Here is a 25,601-nt window from a genome sequence, read left to right as displayed (position 1 = left end):
TTTGCCAAGACCCAGTGTGCCTGCAAGTGAACACGCTTCGTGCGAGATGCCTTCCATCAGACAGCCGTCGCCCATGAAAGCATAAGTGAAGTGGTCAACAATGTCGTGACCGTCTTTGTTGAACTGCGCCGCCAGAGATTTCTCTGCCAGTGCCATGCCCACGGCGTTGGTGATGCCCTGGCCCAGAGGACCCGTCGTCGTCTCAACACCTGGTGCGTAACCATATTCTGGATGACCTGGGGTCTTAGAGTGCAGCTGACGGAAGTTCTTCAACTCTTTGATTGGCAAATCGTAACCCGCCAGATGAAGCAGAGAGTAAATCAGCATCGAGCCGTGACCGTTAGACAGCACAAAGCGGTCGCGGTCTGCCCACTCAGGGTTCGATGGGTTGTGGTTTAGGTGAGAGCGCCAAAGAACTTCAGCGATGTCTGCCATACCCATAGGTGCGCCTGGGTGACCGGAGTTCGCTGCTTGAACGCCATCCATGCTCAGAGCACGAATTGCATTAGCTAAATGTTTGCGATCCATAATTACTTCCAAATAGAATTATAAAAAAAGAAAGTGAAAACTAAGAGGGGAACACAGCGGCTCCCCTTTATTTGATTAGGTATAAGTATTAAAGCTTCGCTTCAATCATTGTTTCTAGCTTGCCTTGGTCAACTGCGAAGTTACGGATACCTTCAGCCAGTTTTTCAACAGCCATCGCGTCCTGGTTGTGGTCCCATAGGAACTCAGCGTGCGTCATAGCCGCTGGGCGGTCAGCAGAACCGTTAGAATCAACCAGTTTATCAACCACTTCGCCTTCAGAGGCTTCAAGCTCTGCCAGTAGAGCAGGAGCGATAGTCAGGCGGTCACAGCCAGCCAGCTCTAGGATTTCACCAATGTTACGGAAGCTCGCGCCCATAACCACAGTGTTGTAGCCGTACTCTTTGTAGTAGTTGTAGATCTTAGTTACAGAAAGCACACCTGGATCTTCAGACGCTTCAAAGTCGCGACCTTCTTTCGCTTTGTACCAGTCCATGATGCGACCAACGAAAGGAGAGATTAGGAATACGCCAGCTTCTGCACAAGCACGAGCCTGAGCAAATGAGAACAGAAGCGTCAGGTTACAGTTAATGCCTTCTTTCTCTAGGATTTCTGCAGCGCGAATACCTTCCCAAGTAGAAGCAAGTTTGATCAGGATACGGTCGTTAGAGATGCCTGCATCGTTGTACATTTTGATAAGCTGACGAGCTTTAGCAACGCTGCCTTCTGTATCATAAGAAAGACGTGCATCAACTTCAGTAGAGATACGACCAGGAATAGTCGTTAGGATTTCTTTACCGATGTTAACAGCAAGCATGTCACAAGCGTCTTGAACTTGCTGAGCTTTGTCTGCGCTTTGAGATTTTGCGTAATCAATCGCTTGGTCAATCAGAGGTGCGTACTCTGCGATTTGAGCAGCTTTAAGAATAAGAGAAGGGTTAGTTGTTGCGTCTTCTGGCTGGTACTTTTTGATAGCATCGATTTCGCCAGTATCTGCCACGACAGTGGTCAGTTTACGAAGTTGCTCTAACTTATTGCTCATTACGATCATCCTATTTCTTGGGCGCGACTAAAAATGAAAACGCGCACTAAATTGCAAGCAAGTCAGACGAAATGGTTAAGGAATTTCGCCAACTATAAACGTTCTTTGCTCGGTGAACATTTGTATCGAACATATGTTCACTAAGTGAGTAAATGATGTAGCCATATTTAATCGATCAGCGTTTAATGTCAATCATTGATTGATGTCACAATACAGAAATTTCAGTGAAACGTAATTTACTTCACAACCAGTAGTTAATTAATCGTTTGCTTGTTTCACGGCTCGTGAAAACTGACCAAATTGTGAGAAATCTAACGAGTGAGTAAATGTAATGATGGTGAGCGAATGTTGCGTTTTTTCTTACTTAGATTTAGGATTTATCACCTAAATCGACTCACTACTAAAGCATCATGACCACAAAAAATGACATCAATGCGGAAAACAGCGACTTGCTGACCGAGATTTCCGTAGCCTATTATCAGGATGGCGCGACTCAGGAAGAGATTTCCAAAAAGTTTTCCATTTCCCGAGCAAAAGTCGGGCGCATGCTCAAACAAGCACGTGATGAAGGCATTGTTGAAATTACGGTTAAGTACCACCCGGTATTCAGCGCCAAGATAGAGCAGCGATTAATTGAACGGTTTGGTGTTAAGCGCGCGCTTGTTGCATTGGACCAGCCGACGGAAGAGCAGCAGCGTCAGCAAGTGGCGAGCCTAGTGTCTAACCACCTGAACAGTACCCTGAAAAACGGCACCGTGGTAACAGTAGGACAGGGAAGAAACGTATCTGCCGTAGCCCACCATATGGGGGTGATTTCTCCCCGAGACTGCAAATTTGTTTGTGGAATCGGCGGTATTCACCCAAGAGGCGGCAAGTTTAATGCTGACCACATTTGCCGACAGTTAGCCAAAAAGTACGGTGGCACATCTGAAACACTTTATGCGCCAGCGTACGCGGAAAACAAAGCGCAGAAGATTGCGTTCATGGAGAACGGAACCGTGAAACAGACACTGGATCTGGCGCGTAAAGCCGATGTTGCTTTGGTGGGCATTGGCGATATGAGCGAAAACAGTTACATGGTGGATCTTGGCTGGTTTACCGCTGAAGAGGTGGTTCAGGCACGTTTGCATCAGGGGGTGGTCGGAGATTTTGCGGGTTATGACTTTTTCGACGTACAGGGCAACTCGGCAAATACGGTGATGAGCGACAGGGTCATCGGTTTGAATCTGGAAGAGTTTCGTCCGATTGCTGAGGTCATTGCGATAGCAGCCGAAAACAGTAAGCCACTGGCGCTTCTCGGCGCGCTTAGAACAGGGGTGGTCGATGTGATTGCGACAACGGTAAGTAACGCATTAACTGTGCTTAACCTAGATGAGCAGATGGGCGTTATCGACAAATAGTCGAAAATAACTAACCTGAACTCGGGATAACAACTTGCTTTCTAATGGCTCTTTTCACTTAATACTGCGTTGGACCCTCTCCCAATAACCTGTTATTGGTTCGTGGGTTCGCCTTGTCTTAAGTGAAAATTTCTCATTAGAATGCCTTAATAGAAAATTTTCATTTATTTTAACAGCTTAGCTAACCTCTTATCCCGAGTTCAGGTTAACTAAGCTTCTAATTGAAAACAGCGAGGGTGTCCTCGCTGTTTTGCTTTCTATATCTGTTATGCGATGGCGGCAGTACTTTGAGTATGCCCCGTTGATTCTGCAAACTGATACAACTCTTCCATCGCCATTGGTCTTGCGTAGTAGTAGCCCTGGAACAGGTCACAGCCACATCGCTTCAGAACGGCTTCGTGCTTTTCGGTCTCAACACCTTCAGCCAGAACCTGCATGTCAAAATTCTTCCCGATCGCAATTATATTCTGCGCCATTTTTAGAGACTTGGTGCAAGTAAGAATGTTGTCGATAAAGCCCTTGTCGATTTTGATTTCCTGAAAGGGCAATTCACCGAGCATACTCAGAGATGAATAGCCTGTTCCGAAGTCATCCAATGAAATCCGAACACCTAAGCGATTGAGGTTTTCGCAGACAGGACGCACAATGTCAATGTCTTCAATGAACAGGTTTTCAGTGATTTCCAAAGTGATATTGTGCTGATTAAAACGTTGGGTCTGAATGGACAGAATCAGCTTATCCAGGAAATCTTCTTGAGTGATCTGACGAACAGAAATATTGATGGAAACCTGAAAGTCGTAGCCGAGTTGTCTTTGTAGCTGAGACATTTCTGCCAGTGTGGTATCAATGATCAGCTGACCAAGAGTTGGCATCAAGCCACAGGACTCTGCAATTGGAATGAATTTGTCCGGTGGCACAAAACCAAGTTCGTCGTCATTCCAGCGCACCAGTGCTTCAACACCATGAAGATTACCTTCCGCGTTAAACTGAGGTTGGTACACCATGTACAGTTTGCTCTGCTGAATAGCCTGTCGAAGTCTTTGTTCGAGCTTCACCGTGTGCAGATAGCTGCTTTGCATCGACTCTGTAAAGAAGCTGACTGAGTTGCGACGGGTCTTAGCATCGTACATGGCAATGTCGGCGCAACGGAGCAGGGTATCCAGGCTGGTGCCGTGTTCAGGATATTGTGCAATACCGATACTGCAACCAAGAATAAAGCTGAACTGATCTATCTCATAGGGTTTCGAGAGATTGTGAATAATGTTGTTCGCAAAGCGATTCAATTCATAATGATCGCTTAATGACGTCACAATAATAAACTCGTCGCCGCTTTCACGAATCAGAAGCGTTTGATCGTCCGAAATAGAACGTAGCCTTGCTGCAATTTCTTCCAGAACTTTATCACCATGATCGTGACCGGAGCTGTCATTCACATTTTTAAAGTGGTCCATATCCATGAAAAGGATTGAAAACGGAGGAGCAGTGGGGCGCAGCCAGCGATGAATGTGCGAGCGCAAATAATGACGATTAGGTAGTTGCGTTAGCGGGTCATGATTCGCTTGAAACAGAAGCTCGTCGTGACGATCTTTTTCATGTTTATCGATGGAACGAACAAACAGGAAGAACACGGCCTGAATCGCTAAGAAAATGGCAATGTAAACCGCCATAACCCCGAGATACTCAAATACTACGTGGCGCAGATCAATTTCAGAAACGGTCCATATATCGAATCGGGGGATATACTGAATCGCGTATAACCCCGGCTTCTGCTGATCAAGCACATAACCTACCGTTGGAGACTCAACTTTTTTCAAATCCTTTAGAGTATAACCGTTGGATTTGGCAACACTGTTCAACATGTTGTCGAAGTATCGCTCTGAAATTGGCGTGTTGTAGTCAATGCCGTTTCTTTCTGGCGTTGTCATAAACTGAACAAAATAGTCGTCTCGAATCACGCCTATTTTATGTTCGTAATTGTCGTGCAGCCGTATGTTGAAGAGAGTAGTCTGATCAAGTTGCAAGCCTGCCGTCATGACGGCCAGAACATTTCCGGATTCATCTCTGATGGCTTTGCGAATAGGCAGGATGAATTCGTCGATGTCTTCCTTGTAATAAGTACGCCCAAGAACCATTGAATAACTGGTGAGAGTTTTGGCAAATGACTCGCGAGTACTTTCTTTATGAAGCAGGTTAGGTTGGGTGAATTTGCTTAAATTAGAGCTGACTAGATGTATTTCGCCATAGGGGTCGGCGAGCCCAAATGCGGCAATGCTATTGTTGATACTTAACAGGCGATCCAGCCATTCCTGACTGGCATCATCACTTTCGTAATTGTTTTCCGACAACAAACGATCGCCGAGCACGTCCAGAACCATTTCCTGGTTGTTCAGCAAAGAAGTAATGCCGTTTGTGAAGATTTGAACGGCATTAAACTGCTCTTGCGAATGTGAACGCTCTACTTTTAACCACTGTTGCCATGCGATGAACAAAAATATCGTACTGCTTATAAGCAAAAGCAGTTTATACAATGTCCAGATGTTCCGTTTTAGGTCTGCCATTACTACCTTTGACTTCCTTGATACCGTACAGTGACTTTTGTAGGGAGACGTGAATTATCCAAAAACTAACTGAGTTGTCACTCAATTGTTATGTTTTGTTACTATTTTTGAGAGATTAACCAACTTCTATAGGAAGCTCAATTCTCTGACCCCATTCAGTCCATGACCCGTCGTAGACAGAAAACTTTTCAAACCCAACTTCATAAGCAGCAAGCGCTAAAATTGCGGCAGTAACACCAGATCCACAACTGAAAATCAGCTGACTTTCTGAATTAATATCCCAATTATTAAATAGATGAGTTAGCTGACTAACTGGTTTGAACTTGTCACCATTCATGAGTTCGCCGAATGGAAGACTATGCGAACCTGGGATCCTTCCGGATCTCACTCCCGGACGTGGTTCAGTTACATTTCCTTCGTATCTGGCTCGTGGTCTTGCGTCAAAGGTGTAAGTATTCTCTCTGGAGATCGAATTTAGTATGTCACGTGAGCTATATACTAAATCTTCATTCAGCTTGGCTATGAAATTGCCGAAACCTATAGGTGTACTCAAAGCACATTGGGTTTTGTAACCTGCGTTAATCCAGGCTCTCAGACCGCCTTCAAGCAGATACACGGAGTCAAACCCCATAGTTTTAAACATCCACCATGCTCTAGGAGAAGCGTATGTGCCTGCCTGATCATAGACAACGACCACACTGTCTTTATCGATTCCCATTGCTCTGGCATGAGCCTGAAATTCGTGTTCTGGTGGGAGCATATGAGGCAGTGGAGACGACTTATCGTAGACTACTTTGTCATAATCGAATCGCAGAGAACCTGGAATGTAGCCTGCGTTCGCGGGTTCTGGTGCACCGGGAATCATCAAGTCCAGACTGGCATCAAGAATGACAACTTTCTGATCATTTATTCGTTGAGATACCCATTCTGGGGTGACTAAAGCTTTTGCCATGCTACGTTCTCCTTACGTTATGATGGAATTTGTTTCTTTGCAGTATTGCAGAATGTCAGGCGTCTATCATTGGTAATCCCCTTAGCCGTTCCGCGATGGTATCGACCAGAATCCGGGACTTAAATGGAATAGGGTGAGCAGGGAAGATGGCATAAAATTCGACAGAACGTAACTCATAGTCATCCAAAACTCGAATCATTCGACCCTGCTTGATATCGTCGTAAACATAGAACGCCGGAAACAAACTCAGACCAAGGTTTTCCAAAACCATTAACCGTGTAGCTTGTGCCGTATTGCATGTGATTGTAGCGGCGGGTTCGCAAAAAACTTTACTTTTATCCGGCGCGTTCATCTGAATTCGTCGAGAGAGCTGGCTGTTCTGAATCCAGGGCAGAGAAACAAGTGTCTGATGATTAAGGCTCTGTACCTGATTTCCAAAACTTTCGGATGCGCATATCCAGTGTTCGGTCGAACCGAGTTTTCTTACTGGGTAGTTTTCTTCTTTCAGCCAGCCGACCCGAATCGCCACATCTACGTTTTCTTCCAGAAGATTGACTGCTCGGTTATCAAACATGATCTCCATATGAAGTTCTGGATGCTGGCGTTTTATGTCCGCCAGAATCGGCATAAGCGTTGTTGCACCAAAATCGATGGGCATACTGATTCGCACATTACCGCTGATTATCGAGTGCTCACTGCTTGAACGTGAGGCGATCTCGCTGTATTCACTCATGATATTTTCGGCGTGCTGATAAATCATGGAACCCACCTCAGTCATGGTCACTGTACGTGTCGTGCGGTTCAGCAACCTTACGGACAGGCTCTCTTCCAGATCATCTATATGCTTGCTCACCACCGAACGGCTAATGTCGAGCGCGTCTGCGGCACGGGTAAAAGACCCTGTTCGGACTACGTGGGCATACACCACCAACTTAAACAGATCTCTGCCAATACTTTTCATGGGAATCTCCATTGTTCTGTTTTATGTAACACAGATGTTTTATTTGGTCTATTTATTCGTTTATTTGGACTTATAAAATGAGCGGACGTTTTGAGAGAGAGAACAAACTATGAAAAATACCCTTATTGCTTCGTCCATCTTGATGGGCATGATGTCTTTCGGTGCTCAGGCAGAACTGGAAAAAATTGGTGATACCAAGCCGCTTCAACTGCATGTATTTAACGCTGGTGAAGACAGCTTCAATGTTAAGTCTGTGCTGGTTACTGGAGAGAAAGAAGCGGTACTGATTGATGGTCTATTTAAAAAGTCGGACGCCCATCGTTTAGTGGCGGATATACTCGATTTAGGTAAAGATCTGAAAACCGTTTATGTCAGCCATAGCGATCCTGATTACTACTTCGGTCTTGAAGTGATTAAGAAAGCTTTTCCTAACGCGAATATCGTATCTACACAATCGACGGCCGATGCTATTGCGAAGAAGCTGAATACTAAGCTATCGGTATGGGGACCTGAGTTGGGAATGAATGCACCAACACACCCCGTTATTCCTGCGGTATTGAAAGGCGATGAGATCACCCTAGAAGGGCATACGTTGAGTATTGAAGGTCTGGACAAAGACTACAAAGCACGCAGCTATGTCTGGATCCCTGAAATCAAAGCCGTAGTGGGCGGTATCAACGTGGTTGGTGGCGAACATGTTTGGATGGCAGATACACCAACACCGGAATCCCGTCAGGTATGGCAACAGGCGCTGTCTTCAATTAAAGCGCTTAAACCAAGCGTTGTAGTGCCGGGGCATGCCACTGAAGGTGTTGAATTCTCGTTATCTTCTGTCGACTTTACTCAGGAATATTTAAAGCATTTTGAGAAAGCGGTGAAAAACAGTAAAGACAGCAAACAGGTTATTGAGAAAATGGCAAAGCAATATCCGGAATTCGGAAAAGGCTTTACTTTGGAATTGGGCTCCCAGGTCGCTATGGGTGAACGAACCTGGTAACCCTGACGGAGATGTATTGAAAGGTTGAAATGACGCAAAGCGGTCCCTCTTATGCTTTGCGCCATTTCATGGGGAGCTTACCAACTCCAACTGCTTTGCGATGCGTAGAATTTCTGTTGTAGCGGCTGGCTACCATCGTAGAACCAGATTTCTCCCAGAAGGTCGTTTGAACTGTCTGAGACAATCAAGGTGATATCTGCTTTTCCATCTTTCAGTGGCATGGCAACGATTCGGCTACCGTAGTCAGGTAGAAGAGTACCGTCGTCTAGCGTGTGGTAGTTGCGATAAACCGAAAGATAAGCTCTTGCCACTGATGTAGCTGAAATATCCACAGACATTGAGCGGTTCTCAATCGGGCTGTAATCAAACCCGTCTGGTGCGACTAAGTCACTGGTCTTAATTGCCGGGCTTGCAGCAGGCAATTCGCTCGGTGCAGGTGAAGACGCATTTCCGCTGCTTGCGTCTCCGCCACCGCCGCCTCCACCACATGCTGTAAGGGACGACATTACAATAATTGCTAGGCTAAGATTTTTCATGATGCTTCTCCCTTAGTAACATTTCGCGGCAACGGCATTTGATGCTTCAAACCAGTCTGTAAATGTTTCACCACCAGACTCTGTATATTCCTGGAATTTTGGATACGCTTCGAGCAAATCCGTCCCTTCGGTTGGCCAAATCCACTGAGTATCCACTTCGGCATTCTCAAACAACATGATTGCCCACGGTAGGTTGTTCGTCGTTTTAAAATACTTGCCGCTGCCTGAGTTGGAGTCGTCATCCCCCGGTAGGCTGAAGAAGCTGCTGTCGAACTTGCTGGTTGGCGCATTATCCGGTAAGTGGATTTCTAAACTGCGACCAGGAGGCGTGTTGAACATAGATCCATGTGCAAAGCCAGGTGTTCCAAAGATGAATGGTTTGTATGGCATGGCGCCAATTGAACCATTCAGTGTTGGGTCGATGAAGCTGACATGCAACTCAAACTCTAATGCGACATCTTCGCGACAGGCTTTTTGGGTTCTGAAGTACGAACAGTTGGAAGACTGAGCATCTTTCGCGTTTTCAATGATGATGAAAGTGGTTTCGTTGTTGTCCGATTCTTCAAGTGTTTCAAAGCTGACCAAAGAACCGTTGTGATACAGACGGGTTTTGGTTGTGTCGACGTTAGTTGGGTCCACTCCCGGAATGTTTACTGCAAACCCACTGCGGTAACTTGCACCGACCGCATCCAGTGTTCCTTTGATGACTGATTTAGCGACGTATTCTGTGCCACTGACAGTCTTAAGTACTTGCTTAATCTGGTAACGGACGACAAGGTCGTTCATGTCGTAGTCAGCTGTTTCCGGCCAGTTATCTTCATAAGCCAGAGTGACGTAACCTTCGTTCGTAGGGAAGTACTCTTCTCTTGTATCTACGTCAGCAATGGTCATTTGATGGTCTTCAACCTCACCAGATGTTGAGCCGCCGTAGTAGTTCAGCCCTGACTGTTGGCTGAAGCGGAATCGAGACCAAGTTTCACCAGCTACCGCAGTGATAGGAGCAGTGAGAACAATCGTGTTCAGACCCGCAGAAAGAGAATAGTCGGTCAGAATCTGATCATCTGAATCGGTGAACTGGTTGTTTCCTTCCCAGTCCATCCATGCATTAAGGTAACCGGATGTTGATGCGTAAACGGTTATCACGCTGTCCAGACCGGCTTCAATGGAAGTGACCAAGCCAACGCCGTCTTCATCGGCGGTGCCAATCGTGTTGTCGGAATCGGGAGACTGTGCAGCATCCGCATCACCGTCTGGTGTCGATACACCCATCCAGGTCAAACCGTCTAATTCATGGCGAGGACCGTTTGACAGAAGTAGGGTAGAGTAGGCATCCGGCGCGTCACCAAAATCAATAGTTGAGTCTTCGTCGATGACAGGTGCGTTAGCGCATCGTGCACCGTCGTTTTGATTGGAAGTTGGACCGGTGGCGAATTCAATGGCAGTGATGTTGTCTGGGTTGATGTTACCGCTCTCATCCAAAGAAAGGTCGATTCGGTAAATTTTCCCTCCTTCTCTGATTACGACACCACCGGAAGTCACATCTGAGTTTCTTGACACGTAGTAGTAACCGTTAACATCAAAATAGCCCGCGCCGAATGTACCTAACTGACCGACATCTCCAATTTCAGTAATGGTTCCGCTGCCGTCTGTCGCAAATTCGTGAAGCTTACCTGTGTTGTTATCTACGCCGTAAAGTTTTCCGTTTCCAGGGTGAAAAGCGAAATCGGTCAGATTTACACTGGAGTTAGATGAAATGAGTTCCAGTGTTAGCGCTGCATTGGGATCGGAATCGAGTGGAGTCAGGTCGATTTTGTACAGACCGGTGTTCTTACGATAGAGGTAGTAAGTACGGTTGTATACATCACCAACAAAGAAAGTGCTGGAAGGGAGCCCTGACACGTTCAGAACTTGCACACTGTAATCGTTACCGACTCTTACTACTTTCTTGTTCGTCGTGTCGTAACCATAAATGAAGCGCTTATCGGTTCCTGCTGACTCGTCTTCGCCATTTGCGTAGCCAAAGTCAAATCCCACACCGTTAATGTTACCGTTGTAAGGGCTGGCACTGTTCAACAGTTCTGTGGTACCAGTGACCAGGTTAACACCCCAGATTTCAACCGGGCTGCTCTGAAATAAGAATGCCTTGCTTGGGCATGTCTCGAAAGCTGTAACTGTACTTGCAGAAGAGATAGCAGGAGTCATTCCAGCCATAGCAAGTGTTAATGCACCCATAAGTTTTTTATTCATATCTATCACCTTTAATCTCCGTCGGCTTAAACTCCTTTATACAAGTTGCGTGCCAGTTATAAGGTATTGATATTTAATGGTTTATTAAAATGAGAAATTTGGAGTTCTCAATTGAAATGTCAGATTGAATTGGGATTGATTCAAATTGAGAATATGAGATGAGAATTTAGGATGGTAGCCCTCGCCTGGAGGGCTTTAGAAATTGATAAAGCTACTTACAAACGGTGCAATTCGGGTTCTTTGGCAGCTTCATTTCACGCCAGGAAAGAGACAACGCATCAAACATTAATATCTTTCCGGTACATGGCTGACCATAATTTGCTAACACTTTTATCGCTTCAAGAGCCTGAGTTGCGCCAATGATTCCAACAACGGGTGCCATGATCCCAGCTTCAACACAAGACAGTGCCTGGTCACCAAATAGGGCACTCAGACACTGATAACAGGCGTCTTCATGATGGTAAGTGAAGACAGAGATTTGCCCTTCCATGCGAATTGCGGCACCTGAAACCAATGGCTTCTTCAATTCAAAACAGATTCGATTGAGCTGGTTTCTTGTTGTGACATTGTCACTTGAATCAAGCACCAAATCGTGATGCTTGATAAGAGAAGCAAGCTCGGAGTCGTCCAAACGTTTGTTGTACGTCTCTATGGTTATGTGAGGGTTCAGTTTTTCTAAAGAAGCTTTAGCAGATTCAACTTTGTCTATGCCGATAGTGCTGTCTGAATGCAGAACTTGACGTTGCAAGTTAGATAGCTCGACTTTATCGTCGTCAACCAATGTGATTTTGCCAACCCCTGCCGTCGCAAGATACTGAGAAGAAGCGCAGCCTAAACCGCCTGCGCCTAAAATCAGAACCGAAGACTCTTTGAGTGCTTCCTGACCATCGAAATCAAAATTTTTCAGGATGATCTGTCGGTTGTACCTCAGCATTTCTTCATCAGAAAGAATATCCATATCGGCACCAATCAATATAGGGTGTGATTGAACAATTGGATTTGAACGGTTTCGCCTTGTTCTATGTTGCCGCGTTCACGCTCTAACACAGCGAAACAGTTAGAAAGGCTCATAGAACGAAATGCACCAGAGCTTTGGTTACCCGTAGACTCAACAAAGAACTGACCGTTTTCAATGCTGTATATCGCTCGTTGAAAATCAGTACGACCCGGAGACTTTTTAAACCTTGAGCGGGTGGTAGCAGGGATGGATTCGGAAGCTTTCCATTGAGAGTGACCGCCTAATTTAGCGAGCAGAGGCTGTACCAATACATACATGGTCAACATGGCAGAAACCGGATTTCCAGGAAGCCCGCAGAACAAAGCATTGTCCAGCTTACCGTACGCGAATGGTTTCCCCGGTTTGATGGCCAGTTTCCAGAAACCGATTTCTCCGAGTTCTTCCAGAATGTCCTTGGTGTAATCCGCTTCACCAACGCTGACACCACCTGAAGTCACAACCACATCGGCTAAGTCCTGAGCTTTGATAAAGGTTTGTTTTAGCGTTTCCGGATCGTCAGGGATAATGCCCAAATCAATCGCTTCGCAATCAAAATTCAGAATCAGTTCTTTGATTCCATAGCGATTGCTGTCGTAGATTTGACCAGCTTCAAGTGTTTCACCAACAGGTTTAAGTTCGTCGCCAGTCGAGAAAAATGCGACTTTTGGTTTGTTATAAACCTGAACTTCCGCAATACCCAGCGACGCAATCATAGGTATGTCACGTGGGGTGAGTCGGTGACCTTGGTCGAGAACTAAATCGCCTTCGCTAATGTCTTCACCGATGGGTCGGATATTGTTATTTAGGGCGACATCCGTTTGAAGAAATTCAACAGAACCGTCTTCGTATGTTTTTGTGTTTTCTTGCATGATTACAGCATCGCATCCCTCTGGGATTTGTGCGCCTGTCATAATACGAATGCAGGTGTTAGGCGACCAGTTACCCTCAAAAGGCTGACCAGCAAAGGATTTCCCGCCAAGAGGCATCGTTGGAGTTCTGGCTAATTCGTCCCGACGGATGGCATAACCATCCATGGCAGAATTATGAAAAGGCGGAACATGAATTGGGGAGCGTAAAGGCTCGGCAAGAACAAAACCGCAAGCTTCTGAAATTGGTAATGTGTGAATATTGCTTAAAGCGTTAACAGAATCGAGCATTTTGCTCATGGCTTCTTCTATCGGCATTAATCCCGGCGCGTCACAACAACCCATATTATTTCCCATTTATCATTATGTTATTTACCGCTGAACAATAGCATATTTAAGGTCTTAGCCCCAAAACCTCTCTTAAAATATGGGTGTAATTATTCCAAAATGCGAGTATGCTTGTCAGCCATCCAAAAGGGGTAAAAGATTGCATGGGAGAAGTACACATGCCTGGTTTGAGTGAATCAGCGCTGTTAGTTCAGCAAGCACTGGTAGAAAAGGGCATCGAGACTCCAATGGCGCCAAACAGCGTGAGTCGAGAAGAGAAGAAAGAGCGTATCGAACATCACATGCGCGAAATTCTTCAGCTTTTGGAACTGGACTTGTCGGATGATAGCCTTGAAGAGACTCCACATCGTATCGCCAAAATGTACGTTGACGAGATATTTTCAGGTCTGGATTATAAGAACTTCCCAAAAATCACAGTAATCGACAACAAGATGGCGTGTAGCGAGATGGTTCGTGTAAAAGACATTACCGTAACCAGCACTTGTGAACACCACCTTGTAACCATAGATGGCAAAGCTGCTGTTGCTTATATTCCGCGCAAAAAGATCATTGGTCTTTCGAAGATCAATCGCATTGTTCGCTTTTTCGCGCAGCGCCCTCAGGTGCAGGAAAGAATGACTCAGCAGATTTTGGTTGCATTGCAAACGTTATTGGAAACAGACGATGTTGCAATAACAATGGATGCCGTGCACTACTGTGTGAAATCACGCGGTGTTATGGACGCGACCAGCGAAACCACAACCACTGCGTTAGGTGGGATATTCAAATCTAACCCGGCGACTCGTCACGAATTCCTACACGGTTTGCGATAAGAGTTCAGTGATGAACTGACAATAAAAAACCCAGCATTTATGCTGGGTTTTTTTACATCTTCATGCCAGTTAACTTGTTTTAAACTGAGCAACGGCTTCATCCATGTCATGAGCCTGACTGGATACGCCATCCACTTCTTCCATACACTGCTTAGCTGAGTGTATGTTGTTGTCAGAAATTGATTGAAGCTCGGTAATCGACTCACTTACCTGATTCATCACAATCCCTTGTTCTTCAATCGCAGAGGCAATTCTTTCTGAGTTGCTCTGGATAGAATCCATGTCAGAGATGATTTGAGTAAAGCTGTCATCAAGAGTCTGAGAGTATTGCTTAGTCTGATCGCCCTGGGAGTTACAGGTTTCGATGTCGCTTACTACTGTAGACATTTGCGCCTGAATCGCACTCACAACCGAAGTGATTTCTTCAGTTGACTGATGCGTTCGACTGGCGAGAGCTCGGACCTCGTCTGCTACCACAGCAAATCCACGACCCTGTTCACCCGCACGTGCCGCCTCAATTGCTGCGTTAAGCGCCAGCAAGTTAGTCTGCTCCGCGATTTCCTGAATCATCACAACCGCACCACCGATCTGATCAACATGCTGGTTGAGTGAGCTGATGGATGCCTGGCTGTTAGCCAACGTACCAGAAAGGCTGTTGATGTTGTCTACCGTGCTGCTTACAACATCTCGACCCGCTTTCGCGTTGTTAGCTGCCTGATTCACACCTTCAGCAGCAACCGCTGTGCTTTCAGAAATTTCGCTGATGGTTGATACCATCTCCTGAACCGCAGTCGCCATAGAGCCTGTATGTTGAGCCTGTGTATCGAACTGCTCAATAACGCCTTGCAGCTGTGTATGCATGCTTTCCGTGCTACCAAACAAGGCTTTGGACTTCACTTGAGAACCGGAAACCAGTTTTTCAATGCTATCAAGCAACTGATTAAAATATTTACCCAGCTCTGAAAGTTCGCTCTTACCATTAATGTCGACTCTCATACCAATATTATTGGTTTCAGAGATCTCCTGAATGGTCGTAAGCAGCTTATTCATCATTGAATTGATTGATACCGAAATTTGAGCAACAACCGCAATAATGATGATGATTACTACGAGAGTAATTCCCCATTTTATTGTGACGATTTGTTCTTCATATTTGGATACACCAGTCTGTAGGATTTCGGCGGAGGCTTTAAACTGTTTCTCTATCTTATGAGAAGCACCTCGTACGCCACCTAACATACCCACATTGTATTTGAGACCAATGATTTCCAACTGCTTAACGACATTTTGTGCAGTTGACTTGAGCTCTGCATTACCCAAGTTGCCAAGAAGGGTAGGGTCGTAGTTACCTTGTAAAACGGATTCATGAAAAGAGTCTAAGGTAATTTTGTCGGTATTATTAGCGCCATCGAAAACGGATTGATATGCCGCAAGGTATGCACCCATCAAACCTTCGCCTTCTTTCAGACCGAGCGTTTTATAAGCATTAACCATCTTAGTAAAACTGTTTTTATAAAAGTCTAAGTCGGCAACAAGCTGGTCTGGGTAGGGAATGTCATATTTAGCAAGAGTATTGGCAATGCCGGCATTAATTGAAAGAAAATTATCTGCGTTTTTACCAAATTTATCCAAATACTTAAGGTCTTTTCTAAGCAAGAAATCTTTTTCATTTCTTCGCAGCATCAAAAGACTAACTTGCAAATCGGAAAGCTGTGTTCGAGCCTGACCTAATTCACTTATATTTTTTGTGGAGAATGTGGAAACGCCCAAAATAGTGGCGACACCTAAGATTGAAACTAATCCTAAAAGAATTAAACGAGTCTTAATATTCATAAGCATACTTCTTTTATTAATATTTGCATCATTAATGATAAATACAATTATCATCAATATTCATAAACTTAATTTAGAAATGAGACTCACGCTACAAATAAATGTGACATTTACATTACATTTATATGTCAGTGTGCAGGTTGTTAATTTCCTTAAAGTTTATCAATAGCATTGCATCCGTGTTCTTATTAAAAATAATGACATTAGAGATTCATCATGCAACAAGATCTCAAAAATGATTCACATTTCTTATTATTGAGACTTTGGTTGTTGCAAATGATTTTCTATTACTATGATTCACTGGTTTCATAGAAATCGAAATTATATGTCGGCAACCTTTTAGGTAAGGTTTGACATTATATCGGAGGGAGAAGAAAAAACTTTAGTAGTTTAAAAAATAGTTTTTTGCAAATTATTGAAAATATCGAGCTAGGTGTTTAAGAAGTATAAAAAACCGCCTGTGCGGCGGTCTTTTTCTTGTGTTAGTTCAATTCAAGTAACTCTACTTCAAAGATTAAAGTTGCACCCGGTGGGATAGGACCGGTACCATTTTTTCCATAAGCCAAATTACTCGGAATAAAGAATCGGAACTTGTCTCCAACAACCATCAGCTGAACGCCTTCCTGCCAACCCTGAATCACTTTATTAAGAGGGAATGAAATTGGCTCGTCTCTGTCTACAGAGCTATCAAACACAGAACCATCTAGCAACGTACCGTGATAGTGGACTTTTACGTAGCTCGTCGCGCCTGGATGAGTTGTACCATCGCCTTTAGTCAGGACTTCATACTGGAGACCAGATTGAGTGGTTACAACACCTTCTTTCTGACTATTCTGCATCAGGAAGTTCTGACCCTGAGTAAAGTTAGCTTCTGACGCTTTGTGATTCGTCCAAGTACGATAGATGAAAAAAGCGGCAAGAATAAAAATGACGATAGGGAAAACAAACTTAGACACGGTGATTCCTTATGTTTCTGGTCTATGGTTACGTCCAAGCTCCGTATGGCTGCTTGGGGGTAAAGATTAAAGTGAAAGAAGATAATTTATCGTTTTAGCGATGTCTTTGATATCTTTGTGTCCAGACGTTACAACCTGGTATTTACCGTTAACGATAAAGGTGGGTACAGCGTTGATCTGCGCCTGCTGCGTGACCGTTTCTCCAACTTCAATTTCTTTGAATAGCTTCTGTTGCATGCTTTCATCAAAGTCATATGGGCTGACTAAATCACGAGAATGGAACACACGCTCCATTGCCGCTTTGATTTCAGCTTGAGTATGTCCACTTCCCATCTGTGCTGCGGCAAACAGTTCGTCCATCATAATATGGTCGGGAACACCTTCCACCTGCATGGCTGCGGCGTAATAAATCAAAGCAGAAATCTGGGCGCTTTCGTTAAACGTGACGTGCACTTTTCCAATCTGCTTTTGCAGTTCGTCTTCAAGTTCCGGGACGAATTTTTCCATGTTTCGACAATGACCACAGTTCAAAGAAAAGACTTCGGTAACCGGGCTAACTAATGTTTGGTCCAGTTCTGTAGGAAGCATTTGAAAATGAGTCCCTTGCTTTGGCAATCCGTCGTCGCTACAGGCGGTAAGAAAGAGGGCGGAAAACAAAATCAGAAGACTTGAAAATTTACGTTTAATCATAGTGAATACACTGATACGAATGAGGAGGGTATAGTAGAAGAATTTTGGTCGCTGACATACTAATATTTTACAGTAGACTCAAAATTTTTAGTCACATGGTAAGCGTTATTCGGTACTTCTGAGAATTTCCTAAAGTTTTGAGATGTATGCCGATAAAGTTATTGTGACCTTATGAACCACCGATTTGCATTTGGATATTCGCGACAGGCGAATGGCTCTGAATCTGGTTGCTTCATTTGCCCTGTGTTTAATTAGAGCATCAGTAGTGTTATGACAAGACTTCTCAAACTGGCTTGTATCTTTCTCAGTGTAACAACGGTAGGTTGTGCTGCGATCAAGCCGCCAAACATGCTGGAAACGGCACCGCGCTCCGACGCCGAACTCATCTATCCAGATTGGGGAGGAGAGGACGTTGAAGAAATGGCGGTTGCCCAGACTCAGACCCGCTACATTCAGCGAGAAGTCAAGACCATGGCGACAATGGCATCGCCTGTCAGAAGCCCTTCTGGTCAAAAGAACGTGACCGATATTCAAAGCCTGATGAATTACATGGATCAGAATGGTATTGGCTACAACGTTGTACCTGGTCAACACCCAGTTATTAAGTTGAGCAAGCGCATTCACTTCAGAACAGGCTCAGCTTACGTTACAGACGCATCGCAATATTGGCTAACCGGGCTAGGGCAGTTTCTCGCAAGTAAGCCCAATATTAAAACCGTAATCGACGGTCACACCGACAGTACTGGCAGCAACACGATAAATGATTCCCTGTCTGATAAACGCGCAATGCAAGTGAAAATGCTGTTGACTCGCGAACGTGTGCCACCATCCAACGTTTACACACGAGGTTACGGTAAACACATGCCTTCTTGTTCAAACCTTTCTAAACAGGGTATGGCGTGTAACAGACGAGTAGAGTTGATGTTTATTACGGCTTACTAAGCTTATTCAGCGGATATAAAAAGGGCGACCTGAGGGGCGCCCTTTTTGCTAGTTCGGTTCGGAACTTTTATTAAGCCAACATTAACTTAAACTAGCATTAGCTTAAACCAACAATGTTGCCTTCATCGTCGATATCCAGATTCATAAACGCAGGCTTTTCCGGAAGCCCCGGCATGGTCATGACATTCCCGCATAACGCGTAAATAAATCCAGCACCGGCACAAAGCTTGAATTTGCGAATATCGACATCAAATCCGTTCGGAGCCCCTTTCACTGATGCGTCTGTTGATATAGACAAAGGAGTCTTCGCCATACAAAGAGCAAGCCCGTCAAACCCCTGTGCCTTAAACTGAGCGAGCTGCACTTTTGCCTGTTCAGAAAGTTTGATAGCGCCTGCGCCGTATCCTAGCTCAGTTACTGCCATGATTTTCTCCTCCAAAGGCTGCTCAAGCTTATAGAGTGGGGCAAAGCGTATTTCTTCTTTACATGATTCCACGACAGCCTTGGCAAGTTGCACCGCACCATTACCTCCTTGACCAAACGCATCGCTGATCGCCACTTTTACTTCCGGTATGTGCGCCTGAACAAGCAGAGCCAGTTTATTGAGCTCTTCTTCAGAATCTTGGGGGAAACGGTTGATCGCAACAACAGCTGGAACACCATATTTCGCAACGTTGTTTAAATGCCATTTGAGGTTTTCAAAACCTGCTTCCAGAGCCTGAGCGTCTTCCTGGAATATTGAGTCGGGAAGTGGTTGCCCGGGTCTTAAATTATAAAGACCTGAATTCGCCTTTAACCCACGTAACGTCGCAACCACAACGGCGCAGTCTGGCGTTTTTCCGGACATGTTAGCTTTTATATTGCAGGCTTTCTCGAAGCCCATATCGGAACCAAAACCGCCTTCGGTTACTGTGTAGTCTGCAAGCTTAGTGGCGATACTGTCGGCAATAATAGAAGAGTTTCCGTGGGCAATATTTGCAAAAGGACCGGCGTGAATCAGAGTCGGCACGCCTTCAAGAGTCTGCATCATTGTCGGTTCTATTGCTTCTCTCATTGTCACTGTCATTGCACCTGCAACTTGCAAGTCTTCGGTCGTTACTGGATTGCCATCCAAATCATAAGCAACAACAATCTTTCCGATCCGTTTGCGAAGATCTTTCAAATCCGAGGCAAGGGCCAGAATGGCCATCAGCTCTGATGCTGCTGAAATGTCAAAGCCATCCTGTCTTTCATACCCGTTAACGGTTTTTTCTGGCTGATTCTGACCCACGGTGACCATTCTGAGTGCCCGGTCGTTATGGTCGATAACACGACGCCAGACAACACGATTCGGATCAATACGAAGCGCCTTCATACCGTTTCGTTCACTGAAAGTGTCGTAGCCCAGGCGTTGTTCATGATAGATACGTGCGTCGATAGCAGCAGAGGCTAAGTTATGAGCGGCGGTTACGGCGTGGATATCACCGGTTAGATGGAGGTTTAATTCTTCCATTGGACCAACCTGACTGTATCCTCCGCCTGCTGCTCCGCCTTTAACACCAAAGATTGGCCCCATAGAAGGCTGACGAATACACGCCATGACCGATTCGCCAATTTTGGCTAGCCCCTGAGACAACCCAATAGTGGTGACTGTTTTGCCTTCACCCAGTGGTGTAGGAGTGATTGCGGTAACGACGATCAGTTTCCCTTCGGGATTTTCTTTTAGCCTTTCTAATGTATTCAGGGATACCTTTGCTTTATGGCGACCATGAGGCGTGTATTCGGTTTTCTCTAACCCAGCGTTGTAAGCTACGGTATCGATAGATGAGAGTGGAGTGGTTCGACAAATCTCAATGTCGCTTAGCATTTAAATCCCCTTTAAAGACAAAAAATAGGCACGTAAACGTTTGCGTGGGCAATATACCTTGCAAATTGTCTTTGTAAAGCCTTTTTACTAGTGAGGATTATATCGGGCTGGATTCATGTGGGCGAGAGAAACATGAAAGTTAAAGTGACGGCGTCACTATGAGTAACGCCGTACTACAATCAACCTTGTTGTGGAGGGGAAGATAAGCCTGCTAAACCTTCGGGGTGGTCGAGCTTAAGTGTCTGAGTTGGGTACGCCACGTCGGCATCGTGCTCGTGGATGATGGCCATTATTTTCAGCAAGACGTCCTGTTTTACCTCGTGGAAGCGAACCCAATTTACGGTTTTGGTAAAGGTATAAACGAAGAAGTCCAGAGACGAAGCCCCAAATGCATTAAAATTGACGATCAACGTCTGATTTGTGTCGATGTCTGGGTGGTTTTGAAGCATGGATTTTACATCGGCAATAATGGCATCCACTTTTTTGTTGTCGTCATACCTTAAACCGATAGTCTCGTAGATTCTTCGATTGAGCATTCGGCTCGGGTTCTCAACAACAATGTTACTGAATACCGAATTAGGCACGTAAAGCGGACGTTTGTCGAACGTGCGGATAATAGTCATTCTCCAGCCGATACGTTCAACCGTGCCTTCAATTTGTCGGTCAGGTGAGCGGACCCAGTCGCCGACTTTGAAAGGGCGGTCAAAGTAAATCATCATTCCGCCAAAGAAGTTTGAAAGTAGATCTTTTGCTGCCAGACCGACAATCAAACCACCGACACCACCAAAAGTTAACAATCCAGAGAGGCTAAGCCCAAGGCTTTGCATCACCGACAGAACCCCCATGATGATGAACACAAGACGAGCGACTTTTGCTATTGCCTGAACCGTGGTTTCGTCTCTTTTCTTCTGAGACAAAATTTCATCTTCAACATTGGTAATTAAGCGCAGCACTATCCAGACAGCGACAGCAATGCCAAGAAGGAGCTTCAGGGTTTCGAGCCAGTTAAGAGAACTTTCCAGATAGGTTTGCAAAATCAAACCTATCGAAACCATGGCTGGCCAGCCCCAAATCAGAGCACTTATGGGTGTCTTAAGTGAATGAACAATCGCATCGTCCCATCGATTGGTTGTTTTTGACGCGAGCGTTTCAATTCGACCGTAAAGGATTCGCCAGGCGATCCAGGCGACGAAGCTGATGCTGGTCATGATGACGACATCACCGAACCAGGACTGTTCGAGTAAGTGGAACTGTTGGGTTATTGAGCTTGCAAGATTGTCCATCGACTTTCCCGTGTGTATCTGAGTCTGTTGACCGAATAAGTTGACGAGCGAAAGGTGAAACCGAAAAGTAAACCGCCCGAACTACAGGTGATTGATTGTATTTGTAATTTAAAGTCGGCTCAACAGCTTAAAAAAACTGGTTCATAACTTAAGTTGAAAACTTGCGATCATGTACGACTATTAAATCAGTGGATTATAAAAATAAGAGAATAGGAATCATGGTGTGTATCAACCCTTTTGGTAGGGAAATGATTGGTGACAATGTCACGTTGTCAGCATTCGATCATTTCAGCATGGTATGTAAGAAGCGTTTTCGTCAGTCGGTTGAGCAGGATTTATTTCGCATCTTGCTGCTCTTTTCAGAGGAAGGGAAGCCTATTGGCTATTGCTCTTACTGGACGGACATTGTCGAGAGCGGGCGCTTTTACAATCGTCCAGTCTATTTCTATCAAATTCACTATGTTTTCATCCAGCCTGAGTTCCGAGGAAGAGGTTTGTCTACGCTGATGGCGAAGCGCATTGTCTGCACCATGCTTGAAGAGCTCAGGGAAAGAAACGATGTTGGTGCCATTTGTGACAAGTCGGTCTATACGAGTAATGAAGGCAGGGCGTTTGGAAGGCACGTGATTCAGTCACTTTATGGCGTAAAGCAACTGCCTTCTGTTTAAACGACCTGTATTAACTCATCTTTTTTAAATCTCAGGAAAGTCCGTAGAAAGATGTCTTCTTAGGCAGAAGAAATGTGGCGTTCTACCTTCGAATACTGTTAGCATCTGGAACTCATACAATAAGATCTAGAGAAAGAGATGAAAGCAGAAGTTAAATGGGTCGATGGTTTCAAATTTATCGGAACCTCTGAATCCGGTCACTCAATGGTTATGGACGGCAGTGGTGGAAAACACGCTCCGAGTCCTATGGAAGCAGTACTTATGGCATCTGGCGGGTGCAGTTCTGTAGATGTCATTGATGGTCTAAAAAGTGCAAATCAAAACGTTACCGACTGCATCGCTGAGCTGACGACTGAGCGTCGCGATGAGGCACCAAAGCTATTTACGAAAATTCATATCCATTTCAAAGTAACAGGTCATGAGCTGGACGAAAACCTGGTTGAAAAAGTGGTGTTCGACTCGCTGCAAAAATACTGCTCCGTATGCTTAATGCTAGGTGCTGGCGTTGAAATGTCGCACAGTTACGAAGTAATCCGTGCTTAAACGGTACTCAAGATAAATCAATGAATGCGAGCCCCAAGGGTTCGCATTTTGTTTTAGTTATACCCAAGTAATCTCAAGGTGTCTGGTTCAGCGAGAATTAACTGGCTTTCAGACAAGACACCGATTTGAAGATCTAGTGGGTCTAAATCAAAAATCGGTAACGCAGTATGGAAGCCAGTTAAACTCGCCCTTGGGAGCCCATATTCAGTACCATTTCATCGTTAAAGAACTAGAAAAGGACAGGTCAGTCCGCTGCGTTCTTGATTCTGAAGCAGAGAGGCTTTAACTGGAACAGAATATGAGGCTCTGAATCCTGCATCTTGAGGTCACTTGGGTATATTACATGCATCAAATTCTAATCGTTGTTTTAGGTAAACGCCTGGTAGATAACAGGTTAACTCTGGAATCGAAAAGCCGTGTCGATGCGGCGATTGAATTCTTAAAATCTCTATCACCCGACTCATACTCCAATATTGTGTTGGGGTTTTGTGGAGGTGTAACACCGGGTAATACAGTATCTGAAGCGGCTGAAATGCATCAATACTTCAATCAAGTTGCCAAAGAAAAGCCATTTTGCTTACCCGACGACATTCTTATCGAAAACCAGTCGACCAGTACGGTTGAAAACATCAGTATGCTCGCAAAGGTGCTAGTTGACCGAAAGGTGTACAATTCTGGCTCGCAAGTTCGGCTGGTACTTGTTTCTAACGATTATCACCTTGAAAGAATCTTCGAAATTCAAAAGCTCATTGATGAACAAGGGCTTTTAGGTGTTTTAAAGAAAAGATGCGAAGCGTCAGGTATCCACCTCACGATCCCTTATGATCTGACTCAGCGCGTAACACCGCCTTATCCTTACAACTCGATAGAGAGTCAGCTTTTCTTAAGCATTGAAAAGCTAACGACGTACCGCGTATTTCTGGAAGGTGCGTATTATGGTGCCATTCTCCGTCCGATAGAGCAGGTTAGGGAAACACCTTTGCAGTTGGCGAAAGAAGCACTCAATACAGCAAGGGCACTTTTGACGACAGAGCTTGAGAACGCGCACTTAGTGAGCTCCGTGCTTGATTTAGTAGAACAATGCATTGCCAAAACAGAGAAAAGTTTGGACAGGGAAACCATAAGAGAAGCGTTAGGCGTGTTGGACGTTAACCTCAGCATGCTAAACAGAATGTTGGATCCTGAACTTGCCGATTTTGATCGCTGGTGGAAGTGTTAGCACTGTTTTCTGAAATGTTGGGCTCTGAGGACAGAGCCCCTATGATGTTAGGAGTGGTCCTTTGGTGAGTGGTGTCTAAAGTATTCCCATTCTTCAATGCGAGTACCGTTCTCAAACACACAGATACCGATTTGACCGCTTGCCGTGTCTTCAATCTCAACCTTACCACCGCTTTCTTCACAGAAGACTGAAGCAGGGTTAGACATTCCTAAGGAAGACTCCGCTGTTGTCTCTTTTCCAGAGCCCTGTTGGCGAAAGAACTCCCACTCTTCAATTTCAGTACCATCTTTCATTACACAAATACCAACCTGACCTTGTTTTGAGTCTTTGAATCGGATTTTTCCCCCTTGCTCAATGCAGTACATAGACGCAGGGTTTGCCATCGATAACTTGGTGTATTCGGAGGTTTTGCTGGATGCATCAGCACAGCCAGACAAGAACATAACTGCACTCAGAGCACCAATTAGAGCGGACTTATGCATTTTGAATTCCTAAAAATATGATAATAAATGGTAATTTTCCATAAATGTAATCGCAGTAGCGGAAAAAGCCGATGAAGAGGTCTATATTAACAGTGATATTTAGATTCAAAATCAGCGGTCACTGACAGGCTCATCGCTCAGAGTGCTTGGTTAAAACACCCACTCCATTGCGAACTGAACTATATACCAGTCTACTAGGGTTTTGAAATAGGTATTATGTCAAATTAATGTAAGTTTGACGTTGGTGAATGTTCAACAACAGGCAAGGAAAGCAATAATGTCTGAAAAAAAATTTCGGCTTGTTACCCGTAGTGACTTTGATGGGCTTGTATGTGCAGTGCTGCTTAAGAAGTTAGATTTGATTGATGATATCAAATTCGTACACCCGAAGGACATGCAAGACGGGATCGTGGAAATATCAAGCGACGATATCGTAACTAACTTGCCTTATGTTCATAGCGCGCATCTGGTTTTTGACCATCACTTGTCAGAAACACTGCGTAATTCAGGGGACCGTCCAAACCACATTATCGATCCAAATGCACCTTCTGCTGCTCGTGTTGTCTGGGAACACTATGGCGGCGAGAAAGCCTTCCCACCAGAGTGGGACGACATGATGATTGCCGTCGATAAAGGTGACTCTGCTCAGTTTACTCGCGACGAAGTACTGGACGCCCAAGGCTGGAACCTTCTGAACTTCCTGATGGATGCTCGTACAGGGTTGGGACGCTTTAGAGAATTCAGAATTTCAAACTACAACCTGATGATGGATCTTATTGATTACTGTAAGAACCACACCATCGAAGAAATTCTGGCATTGCCAGACGTGAAAGAGCGCATCGATTTGTATCGTGAGCATAACGTTAAGTTCCAGGATCAGATTCAGCGATGCGCAACC

General features: G+C 44.9%; 22 protein-coding genes and 1 pseudogene. 8 read left to right on the top strand and 15 right to left on the bottom strand.

Annotated elements, in window-relative coordinates; all coding sequences use genetic code 11:
• A pseudogene (locus RH89_RS24315) lies at window positions 1-528 on the bottom strand (transketolase); the annotation flags it as partial.
• An 88-nt stretch (window positions 529-616) separates the two neighbouring features.
• On the bottom strand, window positions 617-1,567 hold the full coding sequence (gene tal, locus RH89_RS24310) for a transaldolase (protein WP_004407821.1): 951 nt from the start codon (window positions 1,565-1,567) through the stop codon (window positions 617-619).
• Between the two features lie 410 nt (window positions 1,568-1,977).
• Between tal and RH89_RS24305 the strand changes: the two genes are divergently transcribed.
• The gene (locus tag RH89_RS24305; protein ID WP_004407819.1) at window positions 1,978-2,967 is read left to right on the top strand and encodes a sugar-binding transcriptional regulator; all 990 of its coding nucleotides are present in this window, start codon (window positions 1,978-1,980) and stop codon (window positions 2,965-2,967) included.
• A gap of 266 nt (window positions 2,968-3,233) precedes the next feature.
• On the opposite strand, the gene RH89_RS24300 is transcribed toward RH89_RS24305, so the two are convergent.
• The 3 genes from RH89_RS24300 to RH89_RS24290 form a co-directional block, all read right to left on the bottom strand.
• Window positions 3,234-5,525 (bottom strand): bifunctional diguanylate cyclase/phosphodiesterase, encoded by a 2,292-nt coding sequence (locus RH89_RS24300; RefSeq protein WP_004407818.1) that lies wholly within the window; start codon window positions 5,523-5,525, stop codon window positions 3,234-3,236.
• 115 nt (window positions 5,526-5,640) lie between these two features.
• Complete coding sequence (locus tag RH89_RS24295) at window positions 5,641-6,477, bottom strand: sulfurtransferase (RefSeq protein ID WP_004407816.1); 837 nt, start codon at window positions 6,475-6,477, stop codon at window positions 5,641-5,643.
• Between the two features lie 55 nt (window positions 6,478-6,532).
• Window positions 6,533-7,438 carry a LysR family transcriptional regulator gene (locus tag RH89_RS24290; RefSeq protein WP_004407815.1) on the bottom strand — a complete coding sequence of 302 codons (906 nt, stop codon included), beginning with the start codon at window positions 7,436-7,438 and terminating at the stop codon, window positions 6,533-6,535.
• A gap of 109 nt (window positions 7,439-7,547) precedes the next feature.
• Here RH89_RS24290 and RH89_RS24285 point away from each other — a divergent pair, with 109 nt between their 5' ends.
• Window positions 7,548-8,435 (top strand): MBL fold metallo-hydrolase, encoded by an 888-nt coding sequence (locus tag RH89_RS24285; protein WP_004407814.1) that lies wholly within the window; start codon window positions 7,548-7,550, stop codon window positions 8,433-8,435.
• Window positions 8,436-8,512: 77 nt separating this feature from the next.
• On the opposite strand, the gene RH89_RS24280 is transcribed toward RH89_RS24285, so the two are convergent.
• The 4 genes from RH89_RS24280 to moeA form a co-directional block, all read right to left on the bottom strand.
• Window positions 8,513-8,971, bottom strand: a complete 459-nt coding sequence (locus RH89_RS24280) for a hypothetical protein (RefSeq protein ID WP_004407812.1) — start codon at window positions 8,969-8,971, stop codon at window positions 8,513-8,515.
• Window positions 8,972-8,983: 12 nt separating this feature from the next.
• Entirely contained in the window at window positions 8,984-11,218 is a 2,235-nt protein-coding gene (locus tag RH89_RS24275) for an LruC domain-containing protein (RefSeq protein ID WP_004407811.1), read from the bottom strand.
• A gap of 211 nt (window positions 11,219-11,429) precedes the next feature.
• Window positions 11,430-12,176, bottom strand: coding sequence for a molybdopterin-synthase adenylyltransferase MoeB (gene moeB / locus RH89_RS24270; protein WP_004407810.1), 747 nt, complete (start codon window positions 12,174-12,176; stop codon window positions 11,430-11,432).
• Window positions 12,177-12,187: 11 nt separating this feature from the next.
• On the bottom strand, window positions 12,188-13,426 hold the full coding sequence (gene moeA, locus RH89_RS24265; RefSeq protein ID WP_004407809.1) for a molybdopterin molybdotransferase MoeA: 1,239 nt from the start codon (window positions 13,424-13,426) through the stop codon (window positions 12,188-12,190).
• A gap of 161 nt (window positions 13,427-13,587) precedes the next feature.
• Between moeA and folE the strand changes: the two genes are divergently transcribed.
• Entirely contained in the window at window positions 13,588-14,241 is a 654-nt protein-coding gene (gene folE, locus RH89_RS24260) for a GTP cyclohydrolase I FolE (protein WP_004407808.1), read from the top strand.
• Between the two features lie 69 nt (window positions 14,242-14,310).
• Here folE and RH89_RS24255 read toward each other — a convergent pair whose 3' ends face one another.
• The 3 genes from RH89_RS24255 to RH89_RS24245 form a co-directional block, all read right to left on the bottom strand.
• Complete coding sequence (locus tag RH89_RS24255) at window positions 14,311-16,074, bottom strand: methyl-accepting chemotaxis protein (RefSeq protein ID WP_038147249.1); 1,764 nt, start codon at window positions 16,072-16,074, stop codon at window positions 14,311-14,313.
• 482 nt (window positions 16,075-16,556) lie between these two features.
• Entirely contained in the window at window positions 16,557-17,030 is a 474-nt protein-coding gene (gene bamJ, locus RH89_RS24250) for a BamJ family beta-barrel-assembly machinery protein (RefSeq protein WP_004407806.1), read from the bottom strand.
• Between the two features lie 66 nt (window positions 17,031-17,096).
• The gene (locus RH89_RS24245; protein ID WP_004407805.1) at window positions 17,097-17,720 is read right to left on the bottom strand and encodes a thiol:disulfide interchange protein DsbA/DsbL; all 624 of its coding nucleotides are present in this window, start codon (window positions 17,718-17,720) and stop codon (window positions 17,097-17,099) included.
• Between the two features lie 270 nt (window positions 17,721-17,990).
• Between RH89_RS24245 and RH89_RS24240 the strand changes: the two genes are divergently transcribed.
• Window positions 17,991-18,662 carry an OmpA family protein gene (locus RH89_RS24240; RefSeq protein WP_004407804.1) on the top strand — a complete coding sequence of 224 codons (672 nt, stop codon included), beginning with the start codon at window positions 17,991-17,993 and terminating at the stop codon, window positions 18,660-18,662.
• A 97-nt stretch (window positions 18,663-18,759) separates the two neighbouring features.
• Here the strand turns inward: RH89_RS24240 and RH89_RS24235 are convergent, their stop codons facing one another.
• Entirely contained in the window at window positions 18,760-20,508 is a 1,749-nt protein-coding gene (locus RH89_RS24235; protein ID WP_004407803.1) for a formate--tetrahydrofolate ligase, read from the bottom strand.
• 179 nt (window positions 20,509-20,687) lie between these two features.
• On the bottom strand, window positions 20,688-21,791 hold the full coding sequence (locus tag RH89_RS24230) for a mechanosensitive ion channel family protein (protein ID WP_004407802.1): 1,104 nt from the start codon (window positions 21,789-21,791) through the stop codon (window positions 20,688-20,690).
• A gap of 248 nt (window positions 21,792-22,039) precedes the next feature.
• Between RH89_RS24230 and RH89_RS24225 the strand changes: the two genes are divergently transcribed.
• The 3 genes from RH89_RS24225 to RH89_RS24215 all read left to right on the top strand — a co-directional run bounded on the left by RH89_RS24225 (window position 22,040) and on the right by RH89_RS24215 (window position 24,221).
• Window positions 22,040-22,459: a GNAT family N-acetyltransferase gene (locus RH89_RS24225; protein WP_038147243.1), complete on the top strand. Its 420-nt coding sequence runs from the start codon at window positions 22,040-22,042 to the stop codon at window positions 22,457-22,459.
• A 138-nt stretch (window positions 22,460-22,597) separates the two neighbouring features.
• Complete coding sequence (locus RH89_RS24220) at window positions 22,598-23,002, top strand: OsmC family protein (RefSeq protein WP_004407800.1); 405 nt, start codon at window positions 22,598-22,600, stop codon at window positions 23,000-23,002.
• A 343-nt stretch (window positions 23,003-23,345) separates the two neighbouring features.
• A complete protein-coding gene (locus RH89_RS24215; RefSeq protein WP_004407798.1) occupies window positions 23,346-24,221 on the top strand; it encodes a YdcF family protein in 876 nt (291 codons plus the stop codon).
• Between the two features lie 47 nt (window positions 24,222-24,268).
• Here the strand turns inward: RH89_RS24215 and RH89_RS30005 are convergent, their stop codons facing one another.
• Window positions 24,269-24,703 carry a putative hemolysin gene (locus tag RH89_RS30005; protein ID WP_004407797.1) on the bottom strand — a complete coding sequence of 145 codons (435 nt, stop codon included), beginning with the start codon at window positions 24,701-24,703 and terminating at the stop codon, window positions 24,269-24,271.
• A gap of 277 nt (window positions 24,704-24,980) precedes the next feature.
• Between RH89_RS30005 and RH89_RS24205 the strand changes: the two genes are divergently transcribed.
• The coding region (locus RH89_RS24205) for a hypothetical protein (RefSeq protein WP_004407794.1) at window positions 24,981-25,601 on the top strand (621 nt) is incomplete at its 3' end.

This window comes from Vibrio nigripulchritudo ATCC 27043, assembly GCF_000222685.1.
Classification (GTDB): Bacteria; Pseudomonadota; Gammaproteobacteria; order Enterobacterales; family Vibrionaceae; genus Vibrio; species Vibrio nigripulchritudo.
Note: the sequence above shows the minus strand (reverse complement) of the source record. Positions and strands in the feature narration are given on the sequence as shown.